This window comes from Isoptericola sp. NPDC019693, from assembly GCF_044389085.1.
Lineage (GTDB): Bacteria > Actinomycetota > Actinomycetes > Actinomycetales > Cellulomonadaceae > Isoptericola.
In genome coordinates this window covers 25882-51084 of sequence record NZ_JBIRXP010000009.1, presented here as the reverse complement: position 1 = coordinate 51084, position 25203 = coordinate 25882, and the positions used below count along the sequence as shown (strand labels likewise).

Annotated in this window: 21 protein-coding genes; 10 read left to right on the top strand and 11 right to left on the bottom strand. The window is 73.1% G+C overall.

What is annotated here, in order from left to right; translation table 11 throughout:
* The first annotated feature begins 86 nt into the window (after nt 1–86).
* Nucleotides 87–1313, top strand: coding sequence for a Fic family protein (locus ACH436_RS20335; RefSeq protein ID WP_430562029.1), 1227 nt, complete (start codon nt 87–89; stop codon nt 1311–1313).
* Nucleotides 1314–1335: 22 nt separating this feature from the next.
* On the opposite strand, the gene ACH436_RS20330 is transcribed toward ACH436_RS20335, so the two are convergent.
* Both ACH436_RS20330 and ACH436_RS20325 read right to left on the bottom strand, forming a co-directional pair.
* Complete coding sequence (locus ACH436_RS20330) at nt 1336–2016, bottom strand: SDR family oxidoreductase (RefSeq protein ID WP_430562028.1); 681 nt, start codon at nt 2014–2016, stop codon at nt 1336–1338.
* Nucleotides 2017–2126: 110 nt separating this feature from the next.
* Nucleotides 2127–4670 carry a hypothetical protein gene (locus ACH436_RS20325; RefSeq protein WP_430562027.1) on the bottom strand — a complete coding sequence of 848 codons (2544 nt, stop codon included), beginning with the start codon at nt 4668–4670 and terminating at the stop codon, nt 2127–2129.
* A gap of 171 nt (nt 4671–4841) precedes the next feature.
* On the opposite strand from ACH436_RS20325, the gene ACH436_RS20320 reads away from it, so the two are divergent.
* The 4 genes from ACH436_RS20320 (at nt 4842) to ACH436_RS20305 (ending at nt 7418) form a co-directional block, all read left to right on the top strand.
* Complete coding sequence (locus tag ACH436_RS20320; RefSeq protein ID WP_430562026.1) at nt 4842–6059, top strand: pyridoxal phosphate-dependent aminotransferase; 1218 nt, start codon at nt 4842–4844, stop codon at nt 6057–6059.
* An 86-nt stretch (nt 6060–6145) separates the two neighbouring features.
* The gene (locus tag ACH436_RS20315; RefSeq protein ID WP_430562025.1) at nt 6146–6616 is read left to right on the top strand and encodes an SRPBCC family protein; all 471 of its coding nucleotides are present in this window, start codon (nt 6146–6148) and stop codon (nt 6614–6616) included.
* Entirely contained in the window at nt 6613–6969 is a 357-nt protein-coding gene (locus tag ACH436_RS20310; RefSeq protein ID WP_430562024.1) for an ArsR/SmtB family transcription factor, read from the top strand. The genes ACH436_RS20315 and ACH436_RS20310 overlap by 4 nt, the downstream gene beginning before the upstream one ends.
* A 5-nt stretch (nt 6970–6974) precedes the next feature.
* Nucleotides 6975–7418, top strand: coding sequence for an SRPBCC domain-containing protein (locus tag ACH436_RS20305; RefSeq protein ID WP_430562023.1), 444 nt, complete (start codon nt 6975–6977; stop codon nt 7416–7418).
* Between the two features lie 3 nt (nt 7419–7421).
* Here the strand turns inward: ACH436_RS20305 and ACH436_RS20300 are convergent, their stop codons facing one another.
* Complete coding sequence (locus tag ACH436_RS20300; protein WP_430562022.1) at nt 7422–8453, bottom strand: acetylxylan esterase; 1032 nt, start codon at nt 8451–8453, stop codon at nt 7422–7424.
* A 105-nt stretch (nt 8454–8558) separates the two neighbouring features.
* Between ACH436_RS20300 and ACH436_RS20295 the strand changes: the two genes are divergently transcribed.
* Nucleotides 8559–9353, top strand: a complete 795-nt coding sequence (locus tag ACH436_RS20295; RefSeq protein WP_430562021.1) for a DeoR/GlpR family DNA-binding transcription regulator — start codon at nt 8559–8561, stop codon at nt 9351–9353.
* A gap of 23 nt (nt 9354–9376) precedes the next feature.
* Here ACH436_RS20295 and ACH436_RS20290 read toward each other — a convergent pair whose 3' ends face one another.
* The 8 genes from ACH436_RS20290 to ACH436_RS20255 form a co-directional block, all read right to left on the bottom strand.
* Complete coding sequence (locus ACH436_RS20290) at nt 9377–10231, bottom strand: LacI family DNA-binding transcriptional regulator (RefSeq protein ID WP_430562020.1); 855 nt, start codon at nt 10229–10231, stop codon at nt 9377–9379.
* A gap of 83 nt (nt 10232–10314) precedes the next feature.
* Nucleotides 10315–12597 (bottom strand): FAD-dependent oxidoreductase, encoded by a 2283-nt coding sequence (locus ACH436_RS20285; protein WP_430562019.1) that lies wholly within the window; start codon nt 12595–12597, stop codon nt 10315–10317.
* A gap of 96 nt (nt 12598–12693) precedes the next feature.
* The gene (locus ACH436_RS20280) at nt 12694–14541 is read right to left on the bottom strand and encodes a BNR-4 repeat-containing protein (protein ID WP_430562018.1); all 1848 of its coding nucleotides are present in this window, start codon (nt 14539–14541) and stop codon (nt 12694–12696) included.
* 49 nt (nt 14542–14590) lie between these two features.
* On the bottom strand, nt 14591–15907 hold the full coding sequence (locus ACH436_RS20275; RefSeq protein WP_430562017.1) for an extracellular solute-binding protein: 1317 nt from the start codon (nt 15905–15907) through the stop codon (nt 14591–14593).
* Between the two features lie 66 nt (nt 15908–15973).
* A complete protein-coding gene (locus tag ACH436_RS20270) occupies nt 15974–16906 on the bottom strand; it encodes a carbohydrate ABC transporter permease (RefSeq protein WP_430562016.1) in 933 nt (310 codons plus the stop codon).
* On the bottom strand, nt 16903–17829 hold the full coding sequence (locus ACH436_RS20265) for a carbohydrate ABC transporter permease (protein ID WP_430562015.1): 927 nt from the start codon (nt 17827–17829) through the stop codon (nt 16903–16905). The genes ACH436_RS20270 and ACH436_RS20265 overlap by 4 nt, the downstream gene beginning before the upstream one ends.
* Before the next feature lie 246 nt (nt 17830–18075).
* Nucleotides 18076–20262 (bottom strand): alpha-galactosidase, encoded by a 2187-nt coding sequence (locus ACH436_RS20260; protein ID WP_430562014.1) that lies wholly within the window; start codon nt 20260–20262, stop codon nt 18076–18078.
* A gap of 121 nt (nt 20263–20383) precedes the next feature.
* Complete coding sequence (locus ACH436_RS20255) at nt 20384–20782, bottom strand: RidA family protein (RefSeq protein ID WP_430562013.1); 399 nt, start codon at nt 20780–20782, stop codon at nt 20384–20386.
* 113 nt (nt 20783–20895) lie between these two features.
* Here ACH436_RS20255 and ACH436_RS20250 point away from each other — a divergent pair, with 113 nt between their 5' ends.
* From ACH436_RS20250 to ACH436_RS20235, 4 genes are all read left to right on the top strand, one after another.
* Nucleotides 20896–21168, top strand: coding sequence for a hypothetical protein (locus ACH436_RS20250; protein WP_430562012.1), 273 nt, complete (start codon nt 20896–20898; stop codon nt 21166–21168).
* A gap of 224 nt (nt 21169–21392) precedes the next feature.
* Entirely contained in the window at nt 21393–22565 is a 1173-nt protein-coding gene (gene pdhA, locus ACH436_RS20245) for a pyruvate dehydrogenase (acetyl-transferring) E1 component subunit alpha (protein ID WP_430562011.1), read from the top strand.
* Nucleotides 22562–23575, top strand: a complete 1014-nt coding sequence (locus ACH436_RS20240) for an alpha-ketoacid dehydrogenase subunit beta (protein ID WP_430562010.1) — start codon at nt 22562–22564, stop codon at nt 23573–23575. The genes pdhA and ACH436_RS20240 overlap by 4 nt, the downstream gene beginning before the upstream one ends.
* 20 nt (nt 23576–23595) lie before the next feature.
* A complete protein-coding gene (locus tag ACH436_RS20235; RefSeq protein WP_430562009.1) occupies nt 23596–25056 on the top strand; it encodes a 2-oxo acid dehydrogenase subunit E2 in 1461 nt (486 codons plus the stop codon).
* Nucleotides 25057–25203: the final 147 nt, after the last annotated feature.

Sequence of the window (25203 nt, the reverse complement as noted above, 5' to 3'; positions counted from 1 at the left end):
ATGTCGCCGCCGGCGCAGACACCGAGCCGGCGTCGTGTGAGGCCCGCGGGTGGCCTAGGAACACATTGGCATGAAGTGTTACTAAGATGCGGAGCGTGGTCACACTTCCGGTGAACGTGCCCGAAATGGGCTACGAGGAGCACGTCTGGCAGGCGGAGCCCGACGGACTGCACGGCCGTGCGCGGGTAGCGGCCGCCAGCGGGCCATACCGGTCCGCAGTGACCCCTCCCATCGCACAGTATGTGCCGGTCCTGCCGACGGACCTAGCCGCGGACGCTGAGGAAGCGACCGCGGCGCTGACGCGCTTCGACACCTACGCACGATCCGTGCTCGGCGCGGACAGTCCGACACTCGGCCCGATGTCGTCGATCCTGCTGCGCACCGAGTCGACCTCGTCCTCCCAGATCGAGAACCTGACCGTCGGCGCTCGGCAGCTCGCCCTCGCCGAGATCGACCAGTCCACGTCGCAGAACGCCACAGTGGTCGTGGCCAACGTCCGTGCCATGGAAGCCGCTCTCGACCTCTCCGACCGACTCGACACAGACGCGATCCTCGTGATGCAACGTGAGCTGCTGGAAGCTCAGACCGGCTGGGAGGAGCACGCCGGTCGCTACCGCGAAGGGCTGGTGTGGGTGGGCTCCAGCGGGCTCAGTCCGCTCGGCGCCAGCCACGTCGCCCCGCAGGCCGAGCACGTGCCCGCCGCGATGGGCGACCTGGTGGAGTTCATGCGCCGCGACGACATGCCCGTGCTCGTGCAGGCGGCGATCGCGCACGCTCAGTTCGAGACCATCCACCCGCTCGCCGACGGGAACGGCCGCACCGGCCGCGCGATCGTGCAGGCCCTGCTGCGTTCCAAGGGTGTGCTGGCCAGCACCACGGCACCTGTCTCGGCCGGGTTGCTGCGGGACACCGAGGGGTACTTCTCCGCGCTGCGCGCTTTCCGCGAGGGCGACGCGAGGCCGATCATCGAGGCCTTCGGCAACGCCAGCCGCTTCGCAGCCAGCTCGGGCGCCCACCTGGTCGACGACCTTGCCGCCCAGGTCGAGTGGTCCCGGGACCGGATGTCCGGCGTACGGCGCAACGCCGGGGCGTGGAAGGTGCTGCCGCACCTGGTCGCGCACCCCGTGGTGAACGCGACCCTGCTGATCGAGCGCGTCGGGATGAACGGCATGGGTGCCCAGCGCGCGCTCGGACAGCTGGTCGACGCCGGGGTGCTGGAGGAACGCACCGGGATGCAGCGCAACCGCGTCTACCAGCACTCGGGCATCATCCAGGTGCTCGACGTCTACGCACAGCGCCTGCGTCGCGGCTGACGACCCGCAGCCGCGACGCCGTCTACGAGAGGTTGCGCAGCGCCGTCGGGATCGGCGTGTCCCCGGCGGAGAACCGGACGAAGCGGCCGACGCTCGCGGGCTCGCGCAGCGTCGCGGCCACGACCTGCGCGACGTCGGCGCGCGGCACGCTCGTGTCCGTCCCGGCGGGGACGGCGCCCGTCTCGGGCAGGACGGCGATGCGCCCGGTCGGCGGGTCGTCCGTCAGGGTGCCCGGACCGAGAATCGTCCAGTCCAGGTCGGTGGTGCGCAGGTGGTCGTCGGCCGCGAGCTTGGCGTCCGCGTAGGCGAAGAACCCGGCGCTCTCCGGGACGCCGTGCTCCGGCGTCGAACCCACCCACGACACCATGACGTACCGGCGCACACCGGCGCTCGCGGCGGCGTCCATGGAGCGGATCGCGGCGTCCCGGTCGACGGCGTACGTGCGGTCCGGGTTGCCGCCGCCGGCCCCGGCGGACCACACGACGGCGTCCGCGCCGGCCAGCACGGCGGCGATCTCGTCGGTGCTCGCGTGCTCGACGTCCAGCAGCACCGGGTCCGCCCCGAGGTCGGCCACCCGGTCCGTCTGCTCGGGCTTGCGGACCACCCCGGCGACGTCGACCACCGGGCCGGTGCCGCCGTCGGCCAGCAGGGGGAGGAGCTGGCGCGCGACCTTGCCGAGCGCACCGATGACGACGACCTTCATGACGACCTCCGAACGGGAGCGAGACCAGACTCCTACCGTCGCCCACCGTGCGCCCCGGTGCCAACCCGCCCGCCCGGCGCGGCTCCGGTCGCGCGAGCGGGCGGGTCACGTCAGGAGGTGCTGCGGCGGCGCACCGCCGCGACGACGCCCCACCCGGCCAGGACCAGCGCCACCGCGGCGGACAGCAGCCCGGCGATGCCGGCGCCCGTCAGGGGCAGCGACCCCGGCCCGCCGGGTGCCGCCGGGCCACCGGGGCCCGCGCCCCCGGGCCCGGCCGTGCCCGGTCCCGGGGTGGGGGAGGGGCTCGCGGTCGCCGTGGGCGACGGGCTGGGCGACGGGCTGGGCGTCGTGCTGGGTGTCGGCGTCGGCGTCGTGCTGGGCGACGGCGACGGGCTGGGCGTGGGTGCTGCGACGTCGTCGTTGGTCACGGTGCAGGTGACCGCGTCCTCGGCCCCGACGCTCACGACGTCGTCGACCACCGCCACGTCGGCGCCCGTGACGTCGTCGACGCACGTCCATCCCAGCGAGTCGTAGCCCTCGGGCCCGTCCTCGGCGAGCGTGTAGTCACCGGCCTCGACGGAGGCGAAGGTGATGGAGTCGTCGCCCGTGACGCCCTCGATCTCGACCGGGCCGGTCGCCGACAGCGTCCAGTCGCCGGGCGTGGCCGTGCCGCCGTCGTCGTTGACGACCTCCTTGACGAGGGTGAGCATGGGCGGGCACGTCACCCGGTTGGTCACCTCGACCTCCCGGACGGGGTACGCCGCAGTGGTGTCGAACGGCAGCGGCGCGGGGTCCACGGCCTCGCCGTCCACGGCCGTCACCTCCGCGTCCGCCAGCACGCACCCGTCCGGGATGCTCGCCGTCTCGTCGACGGTGACCTCCTCGGGTCCCTGGTACCCGCCGCGCGGATCGCTCCAGTCCTGGTCGGTCGCGCCGGCGCCGCCGGGCCCCGTGAGCGAGAGCTGTGCCGTGAAGCCGTCCGGCTGCTCCCCCTCGGGGAGCTCCACGCCGTCGATCACCCACGTCTTGTCCACCACGACGCTGCTGAGCGGCTGGTTGTACACCGTGCAGCTCACGAACCCGGAGGCCGGGAGCCCGAAGGTGAACCCGGTCGAGCCGTCGTTCGTCGCGGTGACCGGGGCGTCGTCGTCGAGCTTGTCGACGCAGACGGCGTTCTGGCCGTCGACGGGCACCAGCGTGTAGCCGTCCTGCTGGGTCTCGGACAGCGACACCTCGGCGTCCGTGGGAAGGCCGTCGTAGTCGACGTCGAAGGCGACGCTGCCGGTGCCGTCGTCGATCGTGGTCGCCGACGTCGGGTCGAGCGTGACGCCCGGGGTGGACGTGGCGGCGCCGAACTGCCAGCCCTCGCCGGCGGGCACGGCGCCGGAGACGTCCCCGGCCTCGTTCCCGGCGGGCACCAGCGCCTTGGTGACGTTGATCCGTGCGTCGCAGCTGCTGAGGAGCAGGTCGCGCAGCGCCGACCCGGCGGCCTCGAAGTCGTCCAGGTCGAAGTAGTCCGCGTCCTCGGCGTCGCCGCCCGTGTAGAACGTCTCGCCCGACAGGGCGCGCAGGTTGAGCCGGCTGACGTCGTCGATCCCGGAGCCGACCCCGAGCACCAGCAGCCGCGACCCCTCGGCCTTGACCGCGTTCGCGGAGTAGATGCCGTTCTCGACGTCGCGCAGGTGCGTGGTGCCGCCGGTCCCGCCGCTGCCCGTGGCCCCGAAGCGGGTCGGGTTGCCGTCGGTGATCATCACGACGATCTGGTACTCCGGGGCGGCGTCCGCCACGACGCGCAGCCCCTGGTCCCAGTTGGTGCCCGACCCGGTGGTCCAGTCGGCGTACTGCGCCTTGAAGGCGTCGGCGCCCTGCTGGGTGGCGACGCTCACCAGCTCGGGGTGGTTCCCGTCGGAGCCGGAGCTCGGCGAGAACCGGTCGAAGGAGAAGACGGCGAGGCGCGACGGGGTCCCGACCAGTGCGTTCGCCACGGAGTCCGTGGCCGCCTTGAGGTTGGTCACCTGGCTGCCCAGCGAGGACGACAGGTCGAGCACGAGCGCGATGTCGGCACCGCACTGCGGCACCAGCCCGGGGTTGGTCCGCGACTGCTGCCAGATCCCCTCCGAGTCGGTCACCGGCCGGCCGCTCGACGCGGGGCCGGCCATGAAGCCGATGCTGGGGTCGAGCGACGAGTAGGTCTCCCCGCCGGCGAGCGCGGGGGTCGTGAAGGCGTACGGCTGCGCCGTCGAGCTCGACCCGCTGCCCGAGCCGACCCGCAGCGTCGGGTTGACGAACCAGCCGTCGGGGGCGGAGATCTGCTTGACCACGTACTGCTCGTCGGCGTTGTCCCCGCCGGCGCCCGTGTCCGGCACGGTGAACGAGCAGTCGCCGTCGGCGTCCGAGACGCAGGTGCCCCACTCGTCGTCCACCACGGTCGTCGCGTCCTGGTCCGCGTACAGCCCCAGCGTGACGCCCGGCAGGGGAGCCACCCCACCGTCCGCGGTCCGGTCGCCCCCGACCCGCACCGTCACGACGGACTCGTCGGCCCCCGGCGTCGGGACCTCGGCCGACGCCACCTGGGCGACGGCCACCAGCCCTGCCCCGGCGAGCAACGCCCCGCACATGACGGCTGCCCGCCGTCGACCGACCACATTGCGCATTTCCGAGCACTCCTGCCTGATCTGACCTTTCCCGGCACACGCTATGTCCGAGCAGGGCGGTCCGCAGGGTCTGCAGGGTGGTGTCGCGGGGCGGGCGTCCCGGCGGTCCGGGTCCGCTCGTCGCGGATTGGCCGTGTCGGGCACGGGGTGCGGCGGGGGATGATGGTCCCCGTGCGTACCATCCGACAGAGCCGCAAGCTCCGCGGCGTCCGCTACGACGTCCGCGGTCCCATCCTCGTCGAGGCCCAGCGCCTCGAGGCCGAGGGCCACCGCATCCTCAAGCTGAACATCGGCAACACGGCGCCGTTCGGCTTCGAGGCACCGGCGGCCATCCAGGCCGACGTCGTGCACCACCTGCCGGAGGCGCAGGGGTACAGCGACTCGCGCGGCATCTACGAGGCACGCACCGCGGTGGCGCAGTACTACCAGTCGCGCGGGCTGCGCGACACGAGCGTGGACGACGTCTTCATCGGCAACGGCGTCTCCGAGCTCATCTCGATGGTGCTCCAGGCGTTCGTCGACGAGGGGAACGAGATCCTCGTCCCCGCGCCCGACTACCCGCTGTGGACCGGCGCCGTGACGCTGTGCGGCGGCACCGCCGTGCACTACCGGTGCGACGAGGAGAACGGCTGGATGCCGGACCTCGAGGACCTCGAGTCGAAGATCACCGAGAACACGCACGCCATGGTGATCATCAACCCGAACAACCCCACGGGCGCCGTGTACAGCAAGGAGATGGTGGAGGCGATGGTCGACATCGCCCGCCGCCACGACCTGGTGGTCCTCACCGACGAGATCTACGAGAAGATCCTGTTCGACGGCGCCACGCACCACCACGCCGCGGCCGCCGCGGGCGACGACGTGCTCTGCCTGACGTTCAGCGGCCTGTCCAAGGCGTACCGCGTGTGCGGCTACCGCGCCGGGTGGGTCATGGTGTCGGGCCCCAAGGAGAACGCCAGCGAGTTCCTCGAGGGCCTCACGCTGCTGGCCAACATGCGCATGTGCGCCAACGTGCCCGCGCAGCACGCCATCCAGACGGCGCTGGGCGGCTACCAGTCGATCGACGAGCTCATCGTGCCCGGCGGCCGGTTCTACGACCAGGCGATGCTGGCGGACAAGCTGCTCAACGAGATCCCCGGCGTCACGTCCGTGCGGCCGAAGGGCGCGCTGTACTGCTTCCCGCGCCTCGACCCCGAGATGTACCCGATCGAGGACGATGAGGCGTTCGTCATCGACCTGCTGCGGGCCAAGAAGATCCTGGTCACCCACGGCACCGGGTTCAACTGGTTCGAGCCCGACCACTTCCGCCTCGTGACCCTGCCCGACGAGGAGGTCCTCACCGAGGCCATCGGCCGCATCGGGGAGTTCCTGGCCACGCGGCGGCGGTAGCCCGCTCGCCTGTTCTGCAACTAGTGGTTGCGCATCCCTGGCCTACGGGCTAGCGTGATGTGCAACCACTAGTTGCAGGAGGGGTCATGGGGTCGGTCAACGAGCTGGGGAGCATCGAGCGCGAGCTCTACGTCGAGGCGTCGCCCGACGTCGTCTTCGAGGTGGTGAGCCGCCCGGAGCACGTGCGGCGGTGGTGGCCCGACGACGCGGACTTCGACCCGGAGCCCGGAGCGGCGGGGTCGATCACGTTCGGAGACGGCCCGGACCGGACGGTCGAGTCGTTCACGGTGGTCGAGTCGCTGCCGCCGCGCACGTTCTCGTTCCGGTGGACGCACCCTTCGGGCGAGGAGGCGACGGCGGGCAACTCGCTGCTCGTCACCTTCGAGCTCGTGCCGTCGGGCGACGGGACGCTGCTGCGTATGACGGAGACCGGCTTCCGCGAGCAGGGCTGGGAGGTCGCGGTCCTCGAGCAGCACTACCGCGAGCACGTCGAGGGCTGGGCGTTCTACCTGCCCCGGCTCGTGACCTACGCGGGGTCGCCGGGGGTGCGGTCATGACCGGGGCGGCGCCCGTGGACGACGCCCTCTGGTCCGCGATCGGCGACCCGACCCGGAGGCGCATCCTCGACCTGCTGCTCGCGGAGGGCGGCGGCACCGCGTCGTCGCTGAGCCGGGAGCTGCCCGTCACGCGGCAGGCGGTCGCCAAGCACCTGGACGTGCTCGACCGTGCCGGCCTCGTCCGGTCCACGACGGCGGGACGGGAGAGGCGGTGCGAGGTCGACGCCGTCCAGCTTGCCCGCGCCGCGGACCAGCTGGCCGCCGTCGGCCGCACCTGGGACCGCCGGCTGCAGCGCATCAAGGGGATCGCCGAGGCGATCGAGAACACTCGCAAGACCGACACGAGGAGCTGATCACCATGGTCGACATCCTGCACAGGATCGGGACGAGGACCGCGACGCCCCAGGAGCTGTACGACGCGTTGTCGACGGTCGAGGGGCTCGCCGGCTGGTGGACCGAGAGGACGACGGGCGACGCGGGCCTCGGCGGCAAGCTCGAGTTCCGCTTCCCCGACGGTGCGTTCGAGATGGAGGTCGAGGAGCTGGTCCTGCAGCGCCGCGTGGTGTGGCGCGTCGTCGGAGGCCCGGACGAGTGGGTCGGCACGACGATCGAGTGGGACCTGCGCCAGGACGGCGACTGGACGATCCTGCTGTTCGCGCACCGCGGCTGGCGCGAGCCGGTGGAGTTCATGCACCACTGCAGCACCAAGTGGGCCACGTTCCTGCAGAGCCTCAAGGCCCTGGTCGAGGGCGGCGACGCCGCGCCGTCCCCGCGGGACGTGAAGATCGACGACTGGAACTGAGCGTTACCGCGTCGCGCGGGCCACCGCCCGCGCGACGTGCTCGCGCGTGGCGGCGAACGCCGCCGCCATCTCGCGCGCCTGCCCCGGGTACTCCGCGTGCCCGGCGGAGTGCACGGCCAGCTCCAGCTCCGCCCCGGTGCCCGCGCGCTCGGCGGCGGCGACGCCTGCCGCCACGCCGAACTGCCCCGGCGGGGGGACGTGCGCGTCCCACAGGGCGCACTCGACCCGTGTCGGGACGCGCAGGTACGTCGCCGCGACGGACGCGTCGGTGAGGGCGAGGACGGCCCGCGCCTCCGGGTGCGCGGCGACGTACCCGCGCTGCGCCTCGCCGCTGCCGGTGCACGGCACCGCGAGGCGCTCGTCGTACTGGCCGAAGCTCGGCACCTCGAGCGTGGCACCCACGAAGCGGTCGTCCCACGGCACGGCCAGCGCGCCCACCCCGCCGCCGAAGCTGGTGCCCACGTAGTACAGGGGCACCCCGGTCGGCGCGCCCGCCACCCCGGAGAGCACCTCCTGCAGGGCCGTGGCGGCGTGCCACAGGTCGACGGCGCACCGGCCCAGGACGTACGTCTCGACGTCCTCGATGCCCGCCAGGACGTGCGCGGAGCTGACGTCCGGGGCGCCGACGCCCGCGTTGAGCGCGCCCAGGCCGCGCGCCACGGGGAAGATGACCGCGGCGTCGCGGGGCACCCGCTCGGACGACGGCGCCTCGCGGCCGCCGTAACCGTGCCCGTGCACGATCCCGACCCGCACGGCGCCGTCGACCGGCAGCGCCACCCACGCGCGCAGGCGCAGGCCGCCGTCGGCGGTGAACGTCACGACCGACACCTCGTGGGCGCCCTGCCGGCCGACCGGCTCGGAGACGACGTCGGCGGGCACCCTGCGCGCGGCACCGTGCCACGACCGCCACAGGTCGGCGAAGCCGGCGGGCTCGGCGGCGGGCGGCACGGCGAGCAGGCCGTCCCGGTCGAACCCGTACGTGCCGTCGATCGGGCTGTCGGGGAACCAGGCGTCGTAGGGGGCGGGCAGGGTCACGGGATCTCCAGGCTCGTTCGGTCGCTCTCCACGTCCCGGCGCAGTACCGGGCGAACGGGCGCCAGCCTGCGTGACAGACTGTGCCGCGGGTCGAAAGGGGTGCGGGTGCTCGTCGCAGAACGCAGGTCGCGGATCGTGGCCGAGGTGCGCCGTCGGGGTGCCGCGAGCGTCACCGAGCTGGCCGAGGAGCTCGGTGTCAGCGCGATGACGGTGCGCCGGGACATCGAGGCGCTCGCCGACGCGGGCGAGCTCGACCGGGTGCGCGGCGGCGCGACGACGCGGGACGACGCGGGCGACGCCGGGCACGAGCGCGCCTTCACCGCCCGCACGCAGCACCTCGTGGCCGAGAAGCGCGCCATCGCGCGCCGGGCGGCGCAGCTCGTCGAGCCGGGCATGGCGGTGGGGCTCTCCGGCGGGACGACGACGTGGGTGCTCGCGCAGGAGCTGCGCTCCGTCCCCGACCTCACGGTCGTCACGAACTCGCTGCCGGTCGCGGAGGTGTTCCGCCGCCCCGACCGCGCCGACGAGCCGTACACGCAGTCCGTCGTGCTCACCGGCGGGGTCCGCACGCCGTCGGACGCCCTCGTCGGGCCCGTCGCGGTGCGCTCGCTGGAGCACCTGCACCTCGACGTCGCCTTCCTCGGCGTGCACGGCGTCGACCTGCACGCGGGGCTCACCACGCCGAACCTGCTCGAGGCGGAGACCGACCGGGCGCTGCTCGCCGCCGGGCAGGACGCCGTCGTGCTGGCCGACCACACCAAGTGGGGCGTCGTCGGCCTCACGACGATCGTCGACCTGCACGAGGTGGAGCGACTCGTCGTCGACGACGGCCTGGACGCCGACGCGCGCGAGCTGCTCGAGGCGCACGTGGGCGAGCTCTGGGTGGTCCCGGCCGACTGACCGCAGCGCGCCGTGCCCACCCGTCAGCGGGCGGTGCTGGCGCGCGGCACGACGCGTGCCTCCACGACGACGTGCTGCACGGGCAGGTTGGCGCCCGGCGGGGTGGCGATCTGCCGCTCCAGCTCGCCCAGCGCACGCTCGACGAGCGCCTCCTTGTCGGGGGAGACGGACGTGAGCGACGGCGTGGCGTACCGGGCGCCGCGCACGTCGTCGATCCCGATCACGGCGACGTCGTCCGGGACCCGCCGGCCGGCCGCGTGCAGCGCGGGCAGCGCCCCGAACGCGACCGAGTCGTTGGAGCAGACGATGCCGTCGAGCTCGACGCCCCGGTCCAGCAGGTCGCGCACGGCGCGCTGCCCCTCGGCCGGGGTGAACGCCTCGACCTGGGCCACCAGGTCCGGGTCGTCGGCGATCCCCAGCGCGGCCACGGCCTCGCGGTAGCCGGCGTACCGGCGGTCGGCGGCGTCCGAGGGACGGGCGTCGCGCGGCCCGACGAACGCGACGCGTCGGCACCCGACGGACGCCAGGTGCTCGGTCGCGGCGTAAGACGCGGCCCGGTTGTCGATGGTCACGTGCGTGAACGGGCTGACGAGGATGTGCTCGCCGAGCAGCACCAGCGGCCCGGGGGAGGTGCGCCGGGTCAGGTCCGCCACCGACAGGGCGCGGGGGATGTGGATGAGGCCGTCGGTCGGGGGCAGCCCGATGCCGTTGGCGACGTCGACCTCGCGCTCGTGGTCGCCGGCGGTCTGCTGGATGAGGATCGACAGCCCGCGCTCGTCGGCGCGCCGCACGAGCAGCGCCGTGAGCTCGGCGAAGTACGGCTCCTCGAGGTCCGGCACGGCGAGCGCCACGATGCCGGTGCGCTCCTTCCTGTGCACGGCGGTCAGCGTAGCCCGGTCCGCCGTCCGGGACACCGTCGCGGTGCTGCGTGCGGCGCGGGTGAGCCCGGCGTGCGGCACGGTCACTCCTGCACCCGCAGCGCGACCACGCGGGCCTGCGCTGCGCCGTTGGTGGACCGCACGACCAGCCGCGCCGCCCGCAGGGGACCCACGTCGGCGGGCAGGGGGTGGGTGCGCAGCCGCCACCGGTTGTCGGTCTCGTCGGCGACGGTCACCCACGCGCCCCCGTCCGCGGGCAGCACCTCCACCCGGTAGTCCTTGACCAGGGTCGGCATGATCTCGTCGGGCGTGCGGTGGTGGTGCAGGGTGTTGAGCTCGACGTCGAGGTCGTCGTCGAACACGACCCGCACCTCGCGGCCGGTCACCGGCTCGTCCCAGTCGAGGCGCAGCCACTCGTCGCGCCCGGTCACCATCGGGGACGACGCCCACAGGTGCGGCCCGCCGTGGTTGCGGTGGTACCCGCTCGTGGCGCGCTCGGGCGCGAGCGCGTGGGTGTCCGGGCCGGCGCGGAAGACGACGGACCGCCCGCGCAGCGGCTTGGTGGGCCACTGCACCAGCAGCTCCTCGGAGCTGATCTGCACGTTCTGGTCGTCGTTGTCGACGCGGTGCACCAGCGTGAGCACCCCCGCCGGCAGCGGGGACGTGAGCCGCACGGCCACGTCCGGGTTGGCGCGCAGCACGACGACGGCGTTCTGCGGCACGTCGGGCGCGAACGGCACGTGCGCGGTGACCCAGCGCTCGTCGCCGGCGGGCACGACGACGTCGGTCTTGGTCTCCAGGTGCGCGGGGACGACGTTCTGCGGCTTGCCGGTGGAGAACACCTCGACGGACAGCGTGGAGTCGCGGCGCGCGGAGACGAGCAGCTCGACCGTGTCGAGGCGCGGGTCCACGGGCAGCACGATGCCGAGGTCGACGTCGAGGTCGTAGACGTCGTACGCGTCGTACGGGTCGCCGTCCAGCTGCTCCACGAGGGGCGCGGCGATCCGCGTCGTCGTGCTGGAGGCGGTGACGGCGGCGCGGCGCGCGAGGTCGTGCGGGTCGGTGTTCGCGATGCCGACCGCGGGCGCGTCCCAGCGCAGCAGCGTCTGCCGCAGCTCGTCGAGGTGGTCGGTGTAGATGCCGCGCGGGGTGGTGCCGTGCTCCACGCACAGGGCCGCGGCCGTGCCCGCCGCCTGGCCCATCGCGCCGCACGTGGCCATGACCCGGGCCGCGCCGAACGCGATGTGGGTGGCGGAGACGTCGCGCCCGGCGAACAGCAGGTTGTCGACGTTGACCGAGTACAGCGAGCGGTACGGGATCTCGAAGACGCCGTCGGAGAAGCGCTGCAGCGCGCCCGCCCCCTCGGCGTACATGCCCTGGGCGGGGTGCAGGTCGATGGACCAGCCCCCGAACGCGACGCCGTCGTCGAACACCGTCTGGTCGACCACGTCGCCCTGGTGCAGCGTGTAGTCGCCGATGAGGCGGCGGTACTCGCGCTTGCCGGGCACGTTGCCGATCCACTCGAGCGTGAGGTTCTCGGCGTCGAACTTGCCGGAGTTCTTGATGTAGTCCCAGATGCCGAGGATGACGCCGCGCAGCTCGTCGCGGATGCGCTCGTTGTCGTCGACGATGTCGAGCTCGCCGCCCCACTCGATCCACCAGTAGTGCGCGCCGGAGTCGCCGCTGCGGATGACGCGGTTCATGGGGATGGGCGTGGTGGTGATGTCGATGGCGGACTCCGGCGCCACGTACTTCACGGGGTGGCCGAGGTCCTTGGTGTAGAAGAGCAGGGTGGAGCCGAGGAACTCGCGCACCGGCTCCGGCGGCGCCCACTCCTCCCCGAACTCGGCCTGCGACTCCTTGCCGAGCCGGTACCGCGCGCCGGCCAGGTGCCCGACGAGCCCGTCGCCGGTGCAGTCGAGGAAGACGGGCGCGACGAACGTCGTGAGGATCTCCGAGCCCATCGTCCAGCCCGTGACGGACTCGATGCGGCGCGCGTCGTCGGGGCCCGTCGCCACCACCTCGCGGACGTCCGTGTTGAGGAACAGCCGCAGGTTCTCCTCGCGGCGCACGGTGTCCAGCACGACGTCGTCCCAGTAGACCGGGTTCCCCTCGGGGTTGCGGTATTGGTTCTCCACGTACATCTCGCCGACGATCCCGGTCTCCCGGGCCCAGCGCTGGTTGCCGTGCGCGGTGGCGCCGCACACCCACACCCGCACCTCGGAGGAGGAGTTGCCGCCCAGCACGGGCCGGTTGTTCACCAGCACCACCTGGCGGCCCAGCCGCGCGGCGGCGACCGCCGCGCTGACGCCGGCGAGCCCCCCTCCGACGACGACGACGTCCGCCTCGACGGTCTGCGTGCGCATGATCTCTCAGTCCTCGATCCGGTGGTTCAGATGGTTCTCGTGGTGCGGGTGGTGCGGGTGGTGCGGGTGGTGCGGGTGTGCGGCGCCGTCGCGACGTCAGCCGTCGGCGGCGAGCACCTCGACCTCGTAGACGCGGGCGACGTCGGTCGCCGAGTTCGACGGGTCGGTGATCAGCAGGCGCACCTGGTCCGCCTGCGTGGTGGGCACGGGCAGGGTGACCGTGCCCGAGGTGTTGTTCGTGACCTGGCCGGCCGGCACCCAGCCGTCGGCCGTGTGCAGCTCCACCGAGAACGACCGCAGCACGTCGGCCGTGCCCGTCGCCTTGCTGTAGCCGCTGCGGACGCGGACGGTGTCCACGGCCTCGGTGCTGCCCCAGTCGGCGGTCAGCACGGGCTGGGCGTCGTCGGCCGCGGAGATCCAGCGGCTCGCGTCGACGCACGACCCGTCGACCGCCAGCTCCCCGCCGGTGTCGGCGCGCAGCGTGGACGACACGGTGACGTCCGCGCCGCGCGCGACGTTGACGTCGGTGCTCTCGCCCCGCAGCCCGGCCACGACGGCGGCCGCCGTGGTGCCCTCCGCCGTGCCGCCGGTGCGCGGCACCGTCGCGTGGAAGAGGTCCCCGGCGCTCGGCACGGTCACGTAGAGCTGGTCCGTCCCGGTGGGCGTCGTCACGGCGGAGAGCCGCTGCGCGCCCGGCCGGGCGTCGCCCAGGGTGCCGAACCGCCACGTGCTCTCGCCGCGCACCTGCTCGGCGCGGAGGACGGCGCTCTGCTGGCCGGTGACGCACGACGTCGTCTCCACGACCGCGTACACGCGGGTGGTCGGGCCGGCGGACGTGGTCTCGATGGCCGCGGAGGTCTCCACGCCCGGGCCGAGGCCGTCGAGGTCCAGCACCGTCTCGCGCTGCCAGGCGCCGCCGTCCCAGCGGGCGAAGCGGACGTCGTAGCCGTCGAACGCGGTGGCGCCCTCGGTGCGGAACCGGTAGGCGATGCCGTCGAGGGTGTCGCCGTGCACGGACAGCTTGGCGGTCTGCAGGGCCGGCCAGTACGAGCCGATGTCCTCGCCCTCGACGTACGGCTGGTAGACGACCGCGCCCGGCGTGCTGGGCGTGATCGGCGTCGCCAGCGCGTTCCCGGCGACGTCGCGGAACGAGCCGTCCTCCGGGTCGTACACGGCGTACGAGCCGAGGTGCCGCGACGGGTCGGCGGGCCACGGGCCCCACTCCCACAGCACGTGCACGCGCCCGTCCGTGCCCACCTCGAGGTCGTCCGGGTAGAACGCGTGCCCCTTCGCGTCCGCGACGACGGCGACCCGCGACCAGCTGTCCGCGGCGATGTCGAAGCGGTACAGGTTGCCCGTGCGGGCCTGCCGCTGGTCCGCGCCGGCCCGCGCCATGACGTACACGTCGCCGTCGGCGCCGCGCGCCGTCACCGGGTAGGTGATCGCCAGGTCCTGGTCGGGCATCTCGGCCGAGACGTCGACCAGGGACGTGACGTCTCCCGGTGTCGTGGTGCGGAAGTAGTTCCACTGCTCGTGGTGCATCGACACGAAGGCGTGCACGTTCCCGTCGCCGTCCACGACGATCGACGGCTGGTTGTGGCCGTTGTCGTCGGCGAACGTCGCGCACGCGCCGTCCCCCGCCCGCAGGCAGCCGTCGGTCCACGCGCCGTCGGCGCCGCGCGCGGCCACGTGGACCTGGTGCGTCGCCGCCGTCGGGCCGGGCGCGTTGTACGCGACGTAGGTGGTGCCGTCGACGACGTCGATCGGCTTCCACCAGCCCGCCTGGTTGGACGAGTCGACGGTGAACGGCAGGTCCTCCACCTGGGCGGAGTGCTTCGGGTGCGCGGCCGGGGCCGCCGCGACCGCAGGCAGGGCGGCGGTGCCGACCACGGCTGCCGTCGTGACGGCGATCGTGAGGGTGAGCGGGGTGGGACGTCGTCGCATGGTTCCTCCTTGAACCGTGGGGCGGACTCCGGGGGTGGGCACGGGCGGGTCAGCCGACCAGCTTCTGCGCGGCCTCGCCGGCCTTCTGCATGGCGGTCTTCGCGTCGGTCTTGCCGACGAGCACGGCCTGGACCTGCTCGGCGATGACCGTCTCGATCTGCGAGTAGGCGGTGAACTTCCAGAACGGGTTGCTCGTCGACGTCGCGGTGATGCGGTCGTTGAACTGGGTCCCGAACGTGTCGGCGGCCACGACGTCGGACTGCTGCGCCTCCGTGGTGACGGGGGGCAGGCCGCGCACCTCGTAGTCGGCCAGCACGGTGTCGAGGTCCGACGTCGCGAACTGGGCGAAGTCGGCGGCCGTCGCGGCACCCTCGCCGTCGACGACGGCGATCGCACCGCCCCACACCAGCGCGCGCGGGGTCTCGCCGGCCTTCAGCACCGGGCGGGACAGCGGCGTCAGCTTGCTGCCGAGGTCCTTGTCGGGCGACTCCTCCTGGACGGCGTTGCGGCCGACGGGGGCGTCGTCGTAGATCGCGGCGCGGCCCTGCGCGAACAGGGAGCGGGCGTCGAAGCGGTCGACGTCGGCGGCGATGAGCTTCTGGTCGTACAGCGACTTGTACCAGGTCACGGCCTCGACCGACGCGTCGTCGCCGATGGTGACCGTGTCGCCGTCGACGAGCGGGCTGCCGAACGTCTCCATCCAGATGAGGGCGTCCTTGAGCTGCGCGGCCTTCGTGGACGCGGCGTAGGGGATCAGGCCGCCGCCAAGACCCTTGAGGTCCTTGAGGGCCTTCTCGAACTCGTCGACCGTGGCCGGGAAGGCGTCGGGGTCGATGCCCGCCTTCGTCAGGATCTCGGAGTTCGCGACGAGCCCGATGGCGCCGATGGTCCACGGCAGGCCGTACTGCACGCCGTCGAACTGGGCTGCCGACAGCGCCGCGTCCGTGTAGCCGCGGCCCTCGGTGAGCGCGGACAGGTCCTGCAGCTTGCCCATGGCCGCGAGCGAGCCGAGCCACGCCACGTCGACGTGCGCGGCGCCGGTGAACTGGCCGCCCTTCACCTGCAGCGTCAGCTGGTTGATGTACTCGTTGTAGGGGAACGAGACGTCCTTGACGGTGACGCCGGCCTGGTCCTGGTACGCCTTGACGATCGCCTCGAGCGCGGGCGCCGCCGCCTCCTCGGTGAACGACCACGACGAGAACGCGAAGTCCGTCTTGGCGCCGCCCGCCGCGGCCGACGCGGCGGCGCCCGTGGACGACGGCGCGGACGGCGCGCAGGCGGCGAGGGCGGCGGTGCCGGCGCCGATGCCGAGCAGCTGGAGCACGCGACGTCGCGACATGGCGCTCTGGGGAAGGGTGAGAGACATGGGGATCCTCCGCATCGAGGGTCGTTCGGGGTGGGAAAGGACGAGGACTGGGGTGTCGGGGCCGGGTCAGCCCTTGACGGCGCCGGCGGTGAGCCCGCCGACCAGGTACTTCTGCAGCGCGATGAAGGCGATCGCGACCGGGAGCGAGACGACGAGCGAGGCGGCCATGAGCTCCGGCCACGCCGTCGAGGCCTCGCCGATGAACGTGTTCACCAGGCCGGGCGGCAGGGTCTGCTTCTCCGGTCCGGCGAGCGTCAGCGCGAAGACGAAGTCGTTCCAGCCGCGCACGAAGGCGAACAGCCCGGCGGCGATGAGGCCCGGCGCGGCCAGCGGCAGCACGATCGAGTGGATGATCCGCAGCCGGGAGGCGCCGTCTACCCGGGCCGCCTCGATGAGCTCGTCGGGGATGGTGTCGAAGAAGCCCTTGAGCATCCAGACGCACAGCGGCAGCGTGAACGTGGTGAAGCTCAGCACCAGCGCGGTGTACGTGTTGAGCAGGTTGTACGCGCTGAACACGGTGTAGAGCGTCACCAGCAGGAGGGCCTGCGGGAACATCTGCGACGCGAGCACCAGGTACATCAGCGAGCGCCGGCCGCGGTAGCGGAACTTGGAGAACGAGTACCCCATGTACGCGGACACGAGCACCGACAGCACGGCGGTGATCACCGAGACGATGACGCTGTTGCGCAGGTAGCCGAAGAGCTGCTCGTTGGAGGCGAGCGCCACGAACGCGTCCAGCGTGGGCGCCGACGGGAAGAACTTCGGCGGGTAGGCGAACACCTGGTCGCGCGGCGTGAGGGACGTGGCCAGCAGCCAGTACACGGGCAGCAGGCCGAAGCCGCCGCACACGATCACGGTGGCCCAGGCGGCGAACCGCACCCCGGGGCGCTCGGACCGCAGCGCGCCACGCCGGAGCTTCTGCGGGCTCCGGGGCGCCCCGGCCGGGGGCGCTGCCGACGGCGGGGTGGGGGCGGCGGGGAGCTGCGTCGTCGCGCTCATCGCTCCTCTCCCTTCTCCGAGAAGCGGACGTACACGACGACGAGCGCCATGAGCAGCACCATCCACAGCAGGCCGAGCGCACCGGCCTTGCCGAGGTCGTAGCCCTGGAAGGCGGTCTCGTAGACGGCGGTGGCGAACGTCTGGGTGGCGCCCGCGGGGCCGCCGCCGGTGAGGACGTAGATGATGTCGAAGTGCTGGAAGTTCCAGATGAACTCCAGGAGCAGCACCAGGCCGACGATGCCCTTGAGGTGCGGCAGCGTGATGGCGAAGAAGCGGCGGACCGTGCCCGCCCCGTCCATCTCGGCGGCCTCGTGCAGCTCGACCGGCACGGTCTGGAGGCCGGCCAGGAGCATGACCATCATCCAGGGGAACGACTGCCAGGTCTTCGCCAGGATCACGGCGCCCATCGCCGTGCCGGGCTGCGCGAGCCACGCCTGCGGGTCGTCGATCAGGCCCACCGACTGGAGCAGCGCGTTCATCACGCCGTAGTTGGCGTTGAAGATCCACATCCACAGGAACGACACGACGACGCCGGGCACGAGCCAGGGGATGAGCATGAGGCCGCGCAGCACCTTGGCGCCGCGGATCCTCGTGTTGAGGGCCAGCGCGAGGGCGAAGCCGATCACGAACGGCAGGATCGTGGTGCCGAGCGTGAAGACGAGCGTCTGGCGCAGCAGGCGCAGGAAGTCGCCCTGGAGCACGTCCACGAGGTTCTGCACCCCGACGAACGCGCGGCCCGGCAGCACGAGGCTCTGCTCGAAGAACGCCGTGACCAGAGCCGCGATGAGCGGGTAGAGCACGACGCCGGCCAGCAGCGCGACGCCCGGCAGGAGCAGCAGGACGGCGAACTGTCCGTCGCTGAGCCGGCGTGGTGTCGTCTGTGACTTTCTGTGTTCAAGAGTGTGAGTTTGTGAACTCGTCATGTCCACGTCCCTGTGGGTCAACCTCGTCAACGAGGGTGATGAGCTGGTGTCCGGAACACACTCTGGCGGATTGGGGCCGATCTGGTCAAACGCTTGTGGTCTCGGTGCGATAACAACCTTGCTCGCAATGTCACAACTACACACACCACAGCACACAGAAACGAACAGGCTCAGGGCGATCGGCGCGGCGTCGGGCGCACGACGAGGCCCGCCCCCGGACGGACCGGGAGCGGGCCTGGGTGATGCTCAGTCCGCGGCCTCCACGAGGAGCACCAGCGACGTCTGGGGCGGGGCCTCCGGCGCCTGCAGCCCGGCGGCGGCGAGCGCGCGCCCGGTCAGCACGACGCCGTCGGGCCGTGCGAGCCACGGTGGGACCGACCAGCCGTCGTAGGCCTCGCGGCTCAGCGGCAACGGCGCGACGCGGTAACGACGCTCCGGGTCCAGGCCGCGGAGGGTGAAGCGGCCGGGCGGCGCGGACGCCGGGCGGGTGAGCGTCGCGAGCTGGAACAGGGCGCGGGAGCGGTCCGGGGAGACGACGCCCCAGACCAGCGGGGAGTCCGGGCCGGGCGGGTCCTGCCGCACGAGGGTGCCGGTGTGCAGCACGCCCCGCTCGGCCTTGTACAGCTCGACCCAGGCCGCCAGGTCGGCGAGCTGCTCGGGTGTCGCGCGGGTGACGTCCCACTCGATCCCGAAGTGGCCGAACAGCGCGGTCGCCGCGCGGAAGGCGAGGGAGGACGACCGCCGGGTCTGATGGCTGACGTCCGCGGCGACGTGCGAGCCCAGGTACTCCAGGGGCAGCAGCTGCGCCGTCCACGGCTGCATCTGCTGGCGGTCCAGCGGATCGGTCACGTCGGACACCCACACGCGCTGCGTGTGCTCGGCGACGCCCAGGTCGACGCGGCCGCCGCCCGACGAGCACGACTCGATCTCCAGCCCCGGGTGGCGCCGACGCAGCTCGGCCATGATCCCGTAGGCCGCCAGCGTCTGGACGTGCACCACCGGCCGCCCGTCCGTGCCGGAGCCCGGGTCGACGAGGTCGCGGTTGTGGTCCCACTTCACGTAGTCGACGCCGTACCGGCCGATGATCTCGCTCATCCGCTCCAGCACGTGGGCGGCCGCGGCCGGGTTGGACAGGTCGAGCACGTGCTGGTGCCGGGACGGCACCGGGGTGCGGCCGCCCGCGCCCATCACCCACTCGGGGTGGGCGCGCGCCAGGTCGCTGTCGAGGTTGATCATCTCGGGCTCGAACCAGAGCCCGAACTGCAGGCCCAGGCCGTGCACGTGGTCCGCGAGCGGGTCCAGCCCGTCGGGCCAGACGTCCTCGTCGACGACCCAGTCGCCCAGGCCGCGCGTGTCGTCCCGGCGCCCCCGGAACCATCCGTCGTCGAGCACGTACCGCTCGACCCCGAGGCCGGCCGCCGTGTCGGCCAGCGCGGTGAGGCGCCCGAGGTCGTGGTCGAAGTACACGGCCTCCCAGACGTTGAGCGTCACCGGGCGCGGGTCGCGCGGGTGGGCGGTGCGGCGGCGCAGCATCCGGTGCAGCCGCCCGGCCTGGGCGTCCAGGCCGTGGCCGTGCACGCCGTACACCCACGGCGTCTCGTACTCCTCGCCGGGCGCGAGCACGATCTCGCCGGGCAGCAGCAGCTCGCCGCCGCCCACGACCTGGTCACCGGTGGGCAGCCGCTCGGCCCAGTGCCGGTGGTTGCCGGACCAGCCGACGTGCAGGCCCCACACCTCGCCATGGCCGAAGCCGAAGCCCGGCACGCCGACGGTCAGCACGGTGGCGGCGTCGAAACCCGTGCGGCCGCGCCGGCCCTCGCGCACGTGCGCGCCCACGGTGAGGTCGTGCCGCTGCGGCACGCGCTCCTTGCCCCACCGGCCGGTGAGGTCGAGGATCTCGCGAGCCCGCGCCGGCACGGGCAGGACGACAGCGAGCTCGTGCAGGCGGTACGGGGCGCCGTCGTTGCGGAGGGCGGCACGGGCGCGCAGCACGCCGTCGACCGTGAGCTCGACGTCGAGCACCAGCGTGAGCGCCGCGACGGGGTCGGAGGCCTCCACGTGCAGCGCCCCCGCGCCGCCCTCCGTGAGGCCGGCTGCCAGCGTGCCGCCGCACAGGGTCGCGACCGTCGTGGTGAAGCGCGGTGACCAGGCGTCCCCGTCCCGTTCGCCCACGATCCCCGGGCGGCCCAGCCAGCCCGTGCGCGGCTCCGGCACGAGCGCGAGCCGCGCCGGTTCGTCGGGGCCGCTGTTCGTCAGCGGGGCTGCCGCCGCCGCGACGACGGCGTCCGCGTCCTCGGCGGTCAGTGGGCCGAGGTCGTCGCCCCAGTGCACGACGGCGGGCAGCTCGCCCGCACGGAGGTCGATCAGCACGCTGACGCCGTCGGCGCGCAGGTGGACGAGTGAGCTGACTGCGGGCTCAGAGGTGGCGGTCACGCGCTGAGCCTGCCATCCGCGGGGCTTGAGATCGGTCATCCGGTGCAAGATCGGTCAACCTTCGGACCGACCTCGCACCGGATGACCGAACTCAGACGCGCTCAGGCGCGCGCCGTGGCCGTCAGGCCCCGGGGACCGTCGCGACGGCCTCCACCTCGACGAGCGCGCCGGGGCGTGCGGGGGCGACGGCGAGGACCGTGACGGCGGTGCGGGAGCGCCAGACCCGGCCGGACGCCGCGTAGGCCTCGTTCGGGTCGACCGAGGGGTCGAGGTAGATGGTCAGCTTCGCGACGTGCTCCGCGTCGGTGCCCGCCTCCTCGAGCACGGCGATCACGTTGCGCAGCGCCTGCTCGGTCTGCGGGCCGAGGCCGCCCTCGACCAGCGCGCCGTCCGGGCCGGTGCCGTTCTGCCCGCCGACGTGGAGCGTGGGCCCGGCGGGCAGGATCATGCCCTGCGCGAACGCGGGGTTCTGGTGCAGCGAGGGCGGGTTGACGGGTGTCGGCGTCGACTGCGCTGTCATGGCGGGTCCCTTCGTCGAGGTGTCTGTCGAGCATCCCGCCCACCACCGACATCGTTCACCCGGTGGCCCGGGCACCCTTCCGGTTGCGCGGGCCCCGGTGCGCGGAAGACTCCGTGAGCATGGACAACGTGGACTACGACCAGCTCGCCGCCGACTACGGATGGTTGTTCGGCACCGCGGCGCTCGTCGTGTACCTCGCGGTGGCCGTGATCTTCCTGATCGCATACGTCCGGATCATCCAGAAGGCCGGCTACTCGGGCTGGTGGGTCCTCGTCGGGCTGGTGCCGGTCCTCAACGTGGTGATGTTCCTCGTGTTCGCCTTCTCGCGGTGGCCCGTGCTGCGCGAGCGGGACGCGCTCCGGGTCGGCCAGGCGTACCCGCGCTGACCAGCACGCCGAGCACCAGAGAGGCGCACGGCTTGGAGGAAACCTCCAAAACGGCCGGGGGGACATTGGCACCGCCGCCGGGGGGTCTGCCCCCTGGCCGGCAACCTACGCTGGCGTAGGCTACGAAGGCGTAGGTTCCGGTGGTCACCGACTCGGTGGGCCGGGACCTCCTCCGTGCCGGAGCAGCCCAGCCCCGTCCAGGGGCCGTCAGCGAAGGAGACCGCGTGCCGCAGCCCACCACCGGCGAGCCCGACGAGACGCCCGTCGACGTCGCGTCCGCTGACGTCGACCCCCTGGTCCAGCTCGTCTCGCCCACCGGCGAGCGTGTCGTCGAACCCGACAACGCGACCTACCGCTCGCGTGTCGACCACCTCACCTCCGAGGACCTGCGCGCCCTGTACCGCGACATGGTGCTGACGCGACGGTTCGACGACGAGGCCACGGCCCTGCAGCGGCAGGGCGAGCTCGCGCTGTACGCGCAGGGCCGTGGCCAGGAGGCCGCCCAGGTCGGTTCGGCCTACGCGCTGGCGCCGCAGGACTACGTGTTCCCCTCCTACCGCGAGCACGGCGTGCTCCAGGCGCGCGGCGTCGACCCGGTCGACCGCCTCCGCCTGTACCGCGGCGAGGACCACGGCGGCTGGGACCCGAACGAGCACAACGTGCACCTGTACACCCTCGTCATCGGCTCTCACGTGCTGCACGCGACCGGCTACGCGATGGGTGTACAGCGTGATGGCGCGGTCGGCACCGGCGACGCCGGCCGGGACGCCGCTGTCGTCACCTACTTCGGCGACGGCGCCACGAGCCAGGGCGACGTCAGCGAGGCTCTCGTCTTCGCGGCCGTGAACAACGCGCCCGTGGTGTTTTTCCTCCAGAACAACCAGTGGGCGATCTCCGAGCCGACGTCGCGGCAGTCGCGGGCGCCGCTGTACCAGCGCGGCGAGGGCTTCGGCATCCCCAGCGTCCGCGTGGACGGCAACGACGTCCTCGCCTGCTACGCCGTGACGGCGGAGGCGCTGGAGCGCGCCCGCTCCGGCGGCGGCCCCACCTTCGTCGAGGCGTACACCTACCGGATGGGTGCCCACACCACCTCCGACGACCCGAGCCGGTACCGGGCCCGCGCCGAGGAGGACCACTGGGCCCGCCGCGACCCGATCGACCGCCTCGCCGCGCTGCTGCGTGCCGAGGGTGGCTGGGACGACGGCTGGGCCGCCGGGATCGAGCGCGAGGCCGACGCCCTGGGCGAGCGGCTGCGCACCGAGGTGCGCCAGCTCGGCGCGCCGCCCACGGGCTCGATGTTCGAGCACGTGTACGCCACCGAGCACGCGCAGGTCACCGCCGAGCGGGCGTGGTTCGAGCAGTACGAGAACGAGACGAGCACGGAGGCGACCCGATGAACTCTGCTGCCCCGCAGACCCTCACCTTCGCCCGCGCCATCACCGAGGGCCTGCGCTCGGCCCTCGAGTCCGACCCGAAGGTGCTCGTCATGGGCGAGGACGTCGGCCTCAACGGCGGCGTCTTCCGCGTCACCGACGGCCTGCAGAAGGACTTCGGCGAGGACCGCGTCGTCGACACGCCGCTCGCGGAGTCCGGCATCGTCGGCACCGCGATCGGCATGGCGCTGCGCGGCTACCGGCCCGTCTGCGAGATCCAGTTCGACGGGTTCGTCTTCCCGGCCTACGACCAGATCACCACCCAGCTCGCGAAGATGCACTACCGGTCGCGCGGCCGGCTGCAGGTGCCCGTCGTCATCCGGATCCCCTACGGCGGCGGCATCGGCGCGGTGGAGCACCACTCCGAGAGCCCGGAGGTGCTGTTCGCGCACACGCCGGGCCTGCGCGTCGTCTCGCCGTCCACCCCGCAGGACGCGTACGACATGATCCGCGCCGCCGTCGCGTCGCCGGACCCGGTGCTGTTCTTCGAGCCGAAGGGCCGCTACTGGTCCAAGGGCGAGGTCACGACCGGCCCGTACCCGACGGTGGCCGCGGCCGGCGGCGCCGACGTGCTCAACCGGGCGCGCGTCGCCCGCCAGGGCACCGACGTCACGCTCGTCGCCTACGGGCCGACCGTCGCGACCGCGCTCAAGGCCGCCGACACCCTGGCCGCCGAGGGCACCAGCGCCGAGGTGGTCGACCTGCGCGCGATCTCGCCGCTCGACGTCACCGCCGTCGCGGAGTCGGTGCGGCGCACCGGGCGCTGCGTCGTCGTGCACGAGGCGCCCACGTTCCTCGGCTCCGGGGCCGAGGTCGCGGCCCGCGTGAGCGAGGAGTGCTTCTACTCGCTCGAGGCGCCCGTGCTGCGGGTCGGCGGCTTCCACGCGCCGTACCCCGTCGCGAAGCTCGAGCACGAGTACCTGCCGAGCGTCGACCGCGTCGTCGACGCCGTCGACCGCGTGCTGGCCCACTGAGGGCGGACCGGAGGAGAACGATGACGACCCAGCGCTTCCCGCTGCCCGACGTGGGCGAGGGCCTCACCGAGGCCGAGATCGTCGAGTGGCGCGTCGCCGTCGGCGACACCGTCGCCGTCAACCAGGTGATCGTGGAGATCGAGAGCGCCAAGTCGCTCGTCGAGCTCCCGTCGCCGTGGGCGGGCACCGTCACGGCCCTGCTCGCCGAGGAGGGCACCACCGTCGACGTCGGCACCGCGATCATCGAGATCACGCCCGACGCCCCGGCCGACGCCGCGTCGGGCGGCCCGGCCGACGCCCCGGCCGCCGAGGCCCAGGGCTCCGGCTCCGTGCTCGTCGGGTACGGCACCGGTGACGACGCGGGCGAGGGCCGACGTCGCCGCCGCCGTGTGTCAGACGCTCAGCCCACCGGGGTACGCCCTATGTCTGACAAGTCCCCGGCGCCCGCGCCGTTGTCAGACGCTCAGCCCACCGGAGTGCGCCCTACGTCTGACAAGTCCCCGGCGCCCGCGCCGGCCGGCCCGGGGATCGAGAAGCCGATGGCGAGCGTGCCGGCCTCGTCCGGTGCACAGAGCACCCGCGTCCTGGCCAAGCCGCCGGTGCGCAAGCTCGCGAAGGACCTGGGCGTCGACCTCGCGTCGGTGCACCCCACCGGCCCGGGCGGGATCGTCACCCGCGAGGACGTCGTCGCGCACACCGAGGGCGCCGCGCCGAAGGCCCTGGCCACCTACCCCGACGACGACCGGCCGTGGCTCGCGTCGGGCACCGTCAGCCAGGACGGCCGCCAGACGCGCGTGCCGGTGAAGTCGGTGCGCAAGCGCACCGCCGAGGCGATGGTGGCCAGCGCGTTCACGGCGCCGCACGTCACGGTCTTCCAGACCATCGACGTCACGAAGACGATGCGCCTGGTCGCCGCGCTGAAGGAGGACCGCGACTTCGCGGACGTGCGCGTCACGCCGCTGCTCGTCGCCGCCAAGGCGATGCTGCTCGCGGTCAACCGGCACCCGCAGATCAACGCGAGCTGGGACGAGGCCGCGCAGGAGATCGTCTACAAGCACTACGTGAACCTGGGGATCGCGGCGGCGACGCCGCGCGGGCTCGTCGTGCCGAACATCAAGGACGCGCACACGCTCGACCTGCTCGGCCTGGCGAAGGCGATCGCGACGCTCACGTCCACCGCGCGCGCCGGCCGCACCCAGCCGGCCGACATGGCGGACGGCTCGATCACGATCACCAACGTCGGCATCTTCGGCACCGACACGGGCACCCCGATCCTCAACCCCGGCGAGGCCGGCATCCTCGCGTTCGGCGCGATCCGCAAGCAGCCGTGGGTGCACAAGGGCAAGATCAAGGCGCGCTGGGTGACGCAGCTCGCGCTGTCCGTCGACCACCGCCTGGTCGACGGCGAGCTCGCCGCCCGCTACCTGGCCGACGTCGCGAAGGTGCTGGAGGACCCCGCGCGGGGCCTCGTCTGGGGCTGAGCAGGGTCGCGCCGCACGCCGCGGGGTCGTGGTCACGTCCACGACCCCGCGGCGTCGTCGTTCCCGGAGCGGTCCTGGACGCAGGGTGACCGCGCCTGGACGGTTCGCTAGGGTAACCGACCGGTTCCACACCGACGTCGGGACCGG

What these genes read in the sequence shown, in the direction of transcription:
- ACH436_RS20265 (WP_430562015.1), bottom strand. Translation starts at nt 17,829, where the DNA reads ATGACGAGTTCACAAACTCACACTCTTGAACACAGAAAGTCACAGACG.
- ACH436_RS20335 (WP_430562029.1), top strand. Translation starts at nt 87, where the DNA reads ATGCGGAGCGTGGTCACACTTCCGGTGAACGTGCCCGAAATGGGCTAC.
- ACH436_RS20235 (WP_430562009.1), top strand. Translation starts at nt 23,596, where the DNA reads ATGACGACCCAGCGCTTCCCGCTGCCCGACGTGGGCGAGGGCCTCACC.
- ACH436_RS20280 (WP_430562018.1), bottom strand. Translation starts at nt 14,541, where the DNA reads ATGCGACGACGTCCCACCCCGCTCACCCTCACGATCGCCGTCACGACG.
- ACH436_RS20325 (WP_430562027.1), bottom strand. Translation starts at nt 4,670, where the DNA reads ATGCGCAATGTGGTCGGTCGACGGCGGGCAGCCGTCATGTGCGGGGCG.
- ACH436_RS20275 (WP_430562017.1), bottom strand. Translation starts at nt 15,907, where the DNA reads ATGTCTCTCACCCTTCCCCAGAGCGCCATGTCGCGACGTCGCGTGCTC.
- ACH436_RS20255 (WP_430562013.1), bottom strand. Translation starts at nt 20,782, where the DNA reads ATGACAGCGCAGTCGACGCCGACACCCGTCAACCCGCCCTCGCTGCAC.
- ACH436_RS20310 (WP_430562024.1), top strand. Translation starts at nt 6,613, where the DNA reads ATGACCGGGGCGGCGCCCGTGGACGACGCCCTCTGGTCCGCGATCGGC.
- ACH436_RS20330 (WP_430562028.1), bottom strand. Translation starts at nt 2,016, where the DNA reads ATGAAGGTCGTCGTCATCGGTGCGCTCGGCAAGGTCGCGCGCCAGCTC.
- ACH436_RS20305 (WP_430562023.1), top strand. Translation starts at nt 6,975, where the DNA reads ATGGTCGACATCCTGCACAGGATCGGGACGAGGACCGCGACGCCCCAG.
- ACH436_RS20315 (WP_430562025.1), top strand. Translation starts at nt 6,146, where the DNA reads ATGGGGTCGGTCAACGAGCTGGGGAGCATCGAGCGCGAGCTCTACGTC.
- ACH436_RS20285 (WP_430562019.1), bottom strand. Translation starts at nt 12,597, where the DNA reads ATGCGCACGCAGACCGTCGAGGCGGACGTCGTCGTCGTCGGAGGGGGG.
- ACH436_RS20240 (WP_430562010.1), top strand. Translation starts at nt 22,562, where the DNA reads ATGAACTCTGCTGCCCCGCAGACCCTCACCTTCGCCCGCGCCATCACC.
- ACH436_RS20270 (WP_430562016.1), bottom strand. Translation starts at nt 16,906, where the DNA reads ATGAGCGCGACGACGCAGCTCCCCGCCGCCCCCACCCCGCCGTCGGCA.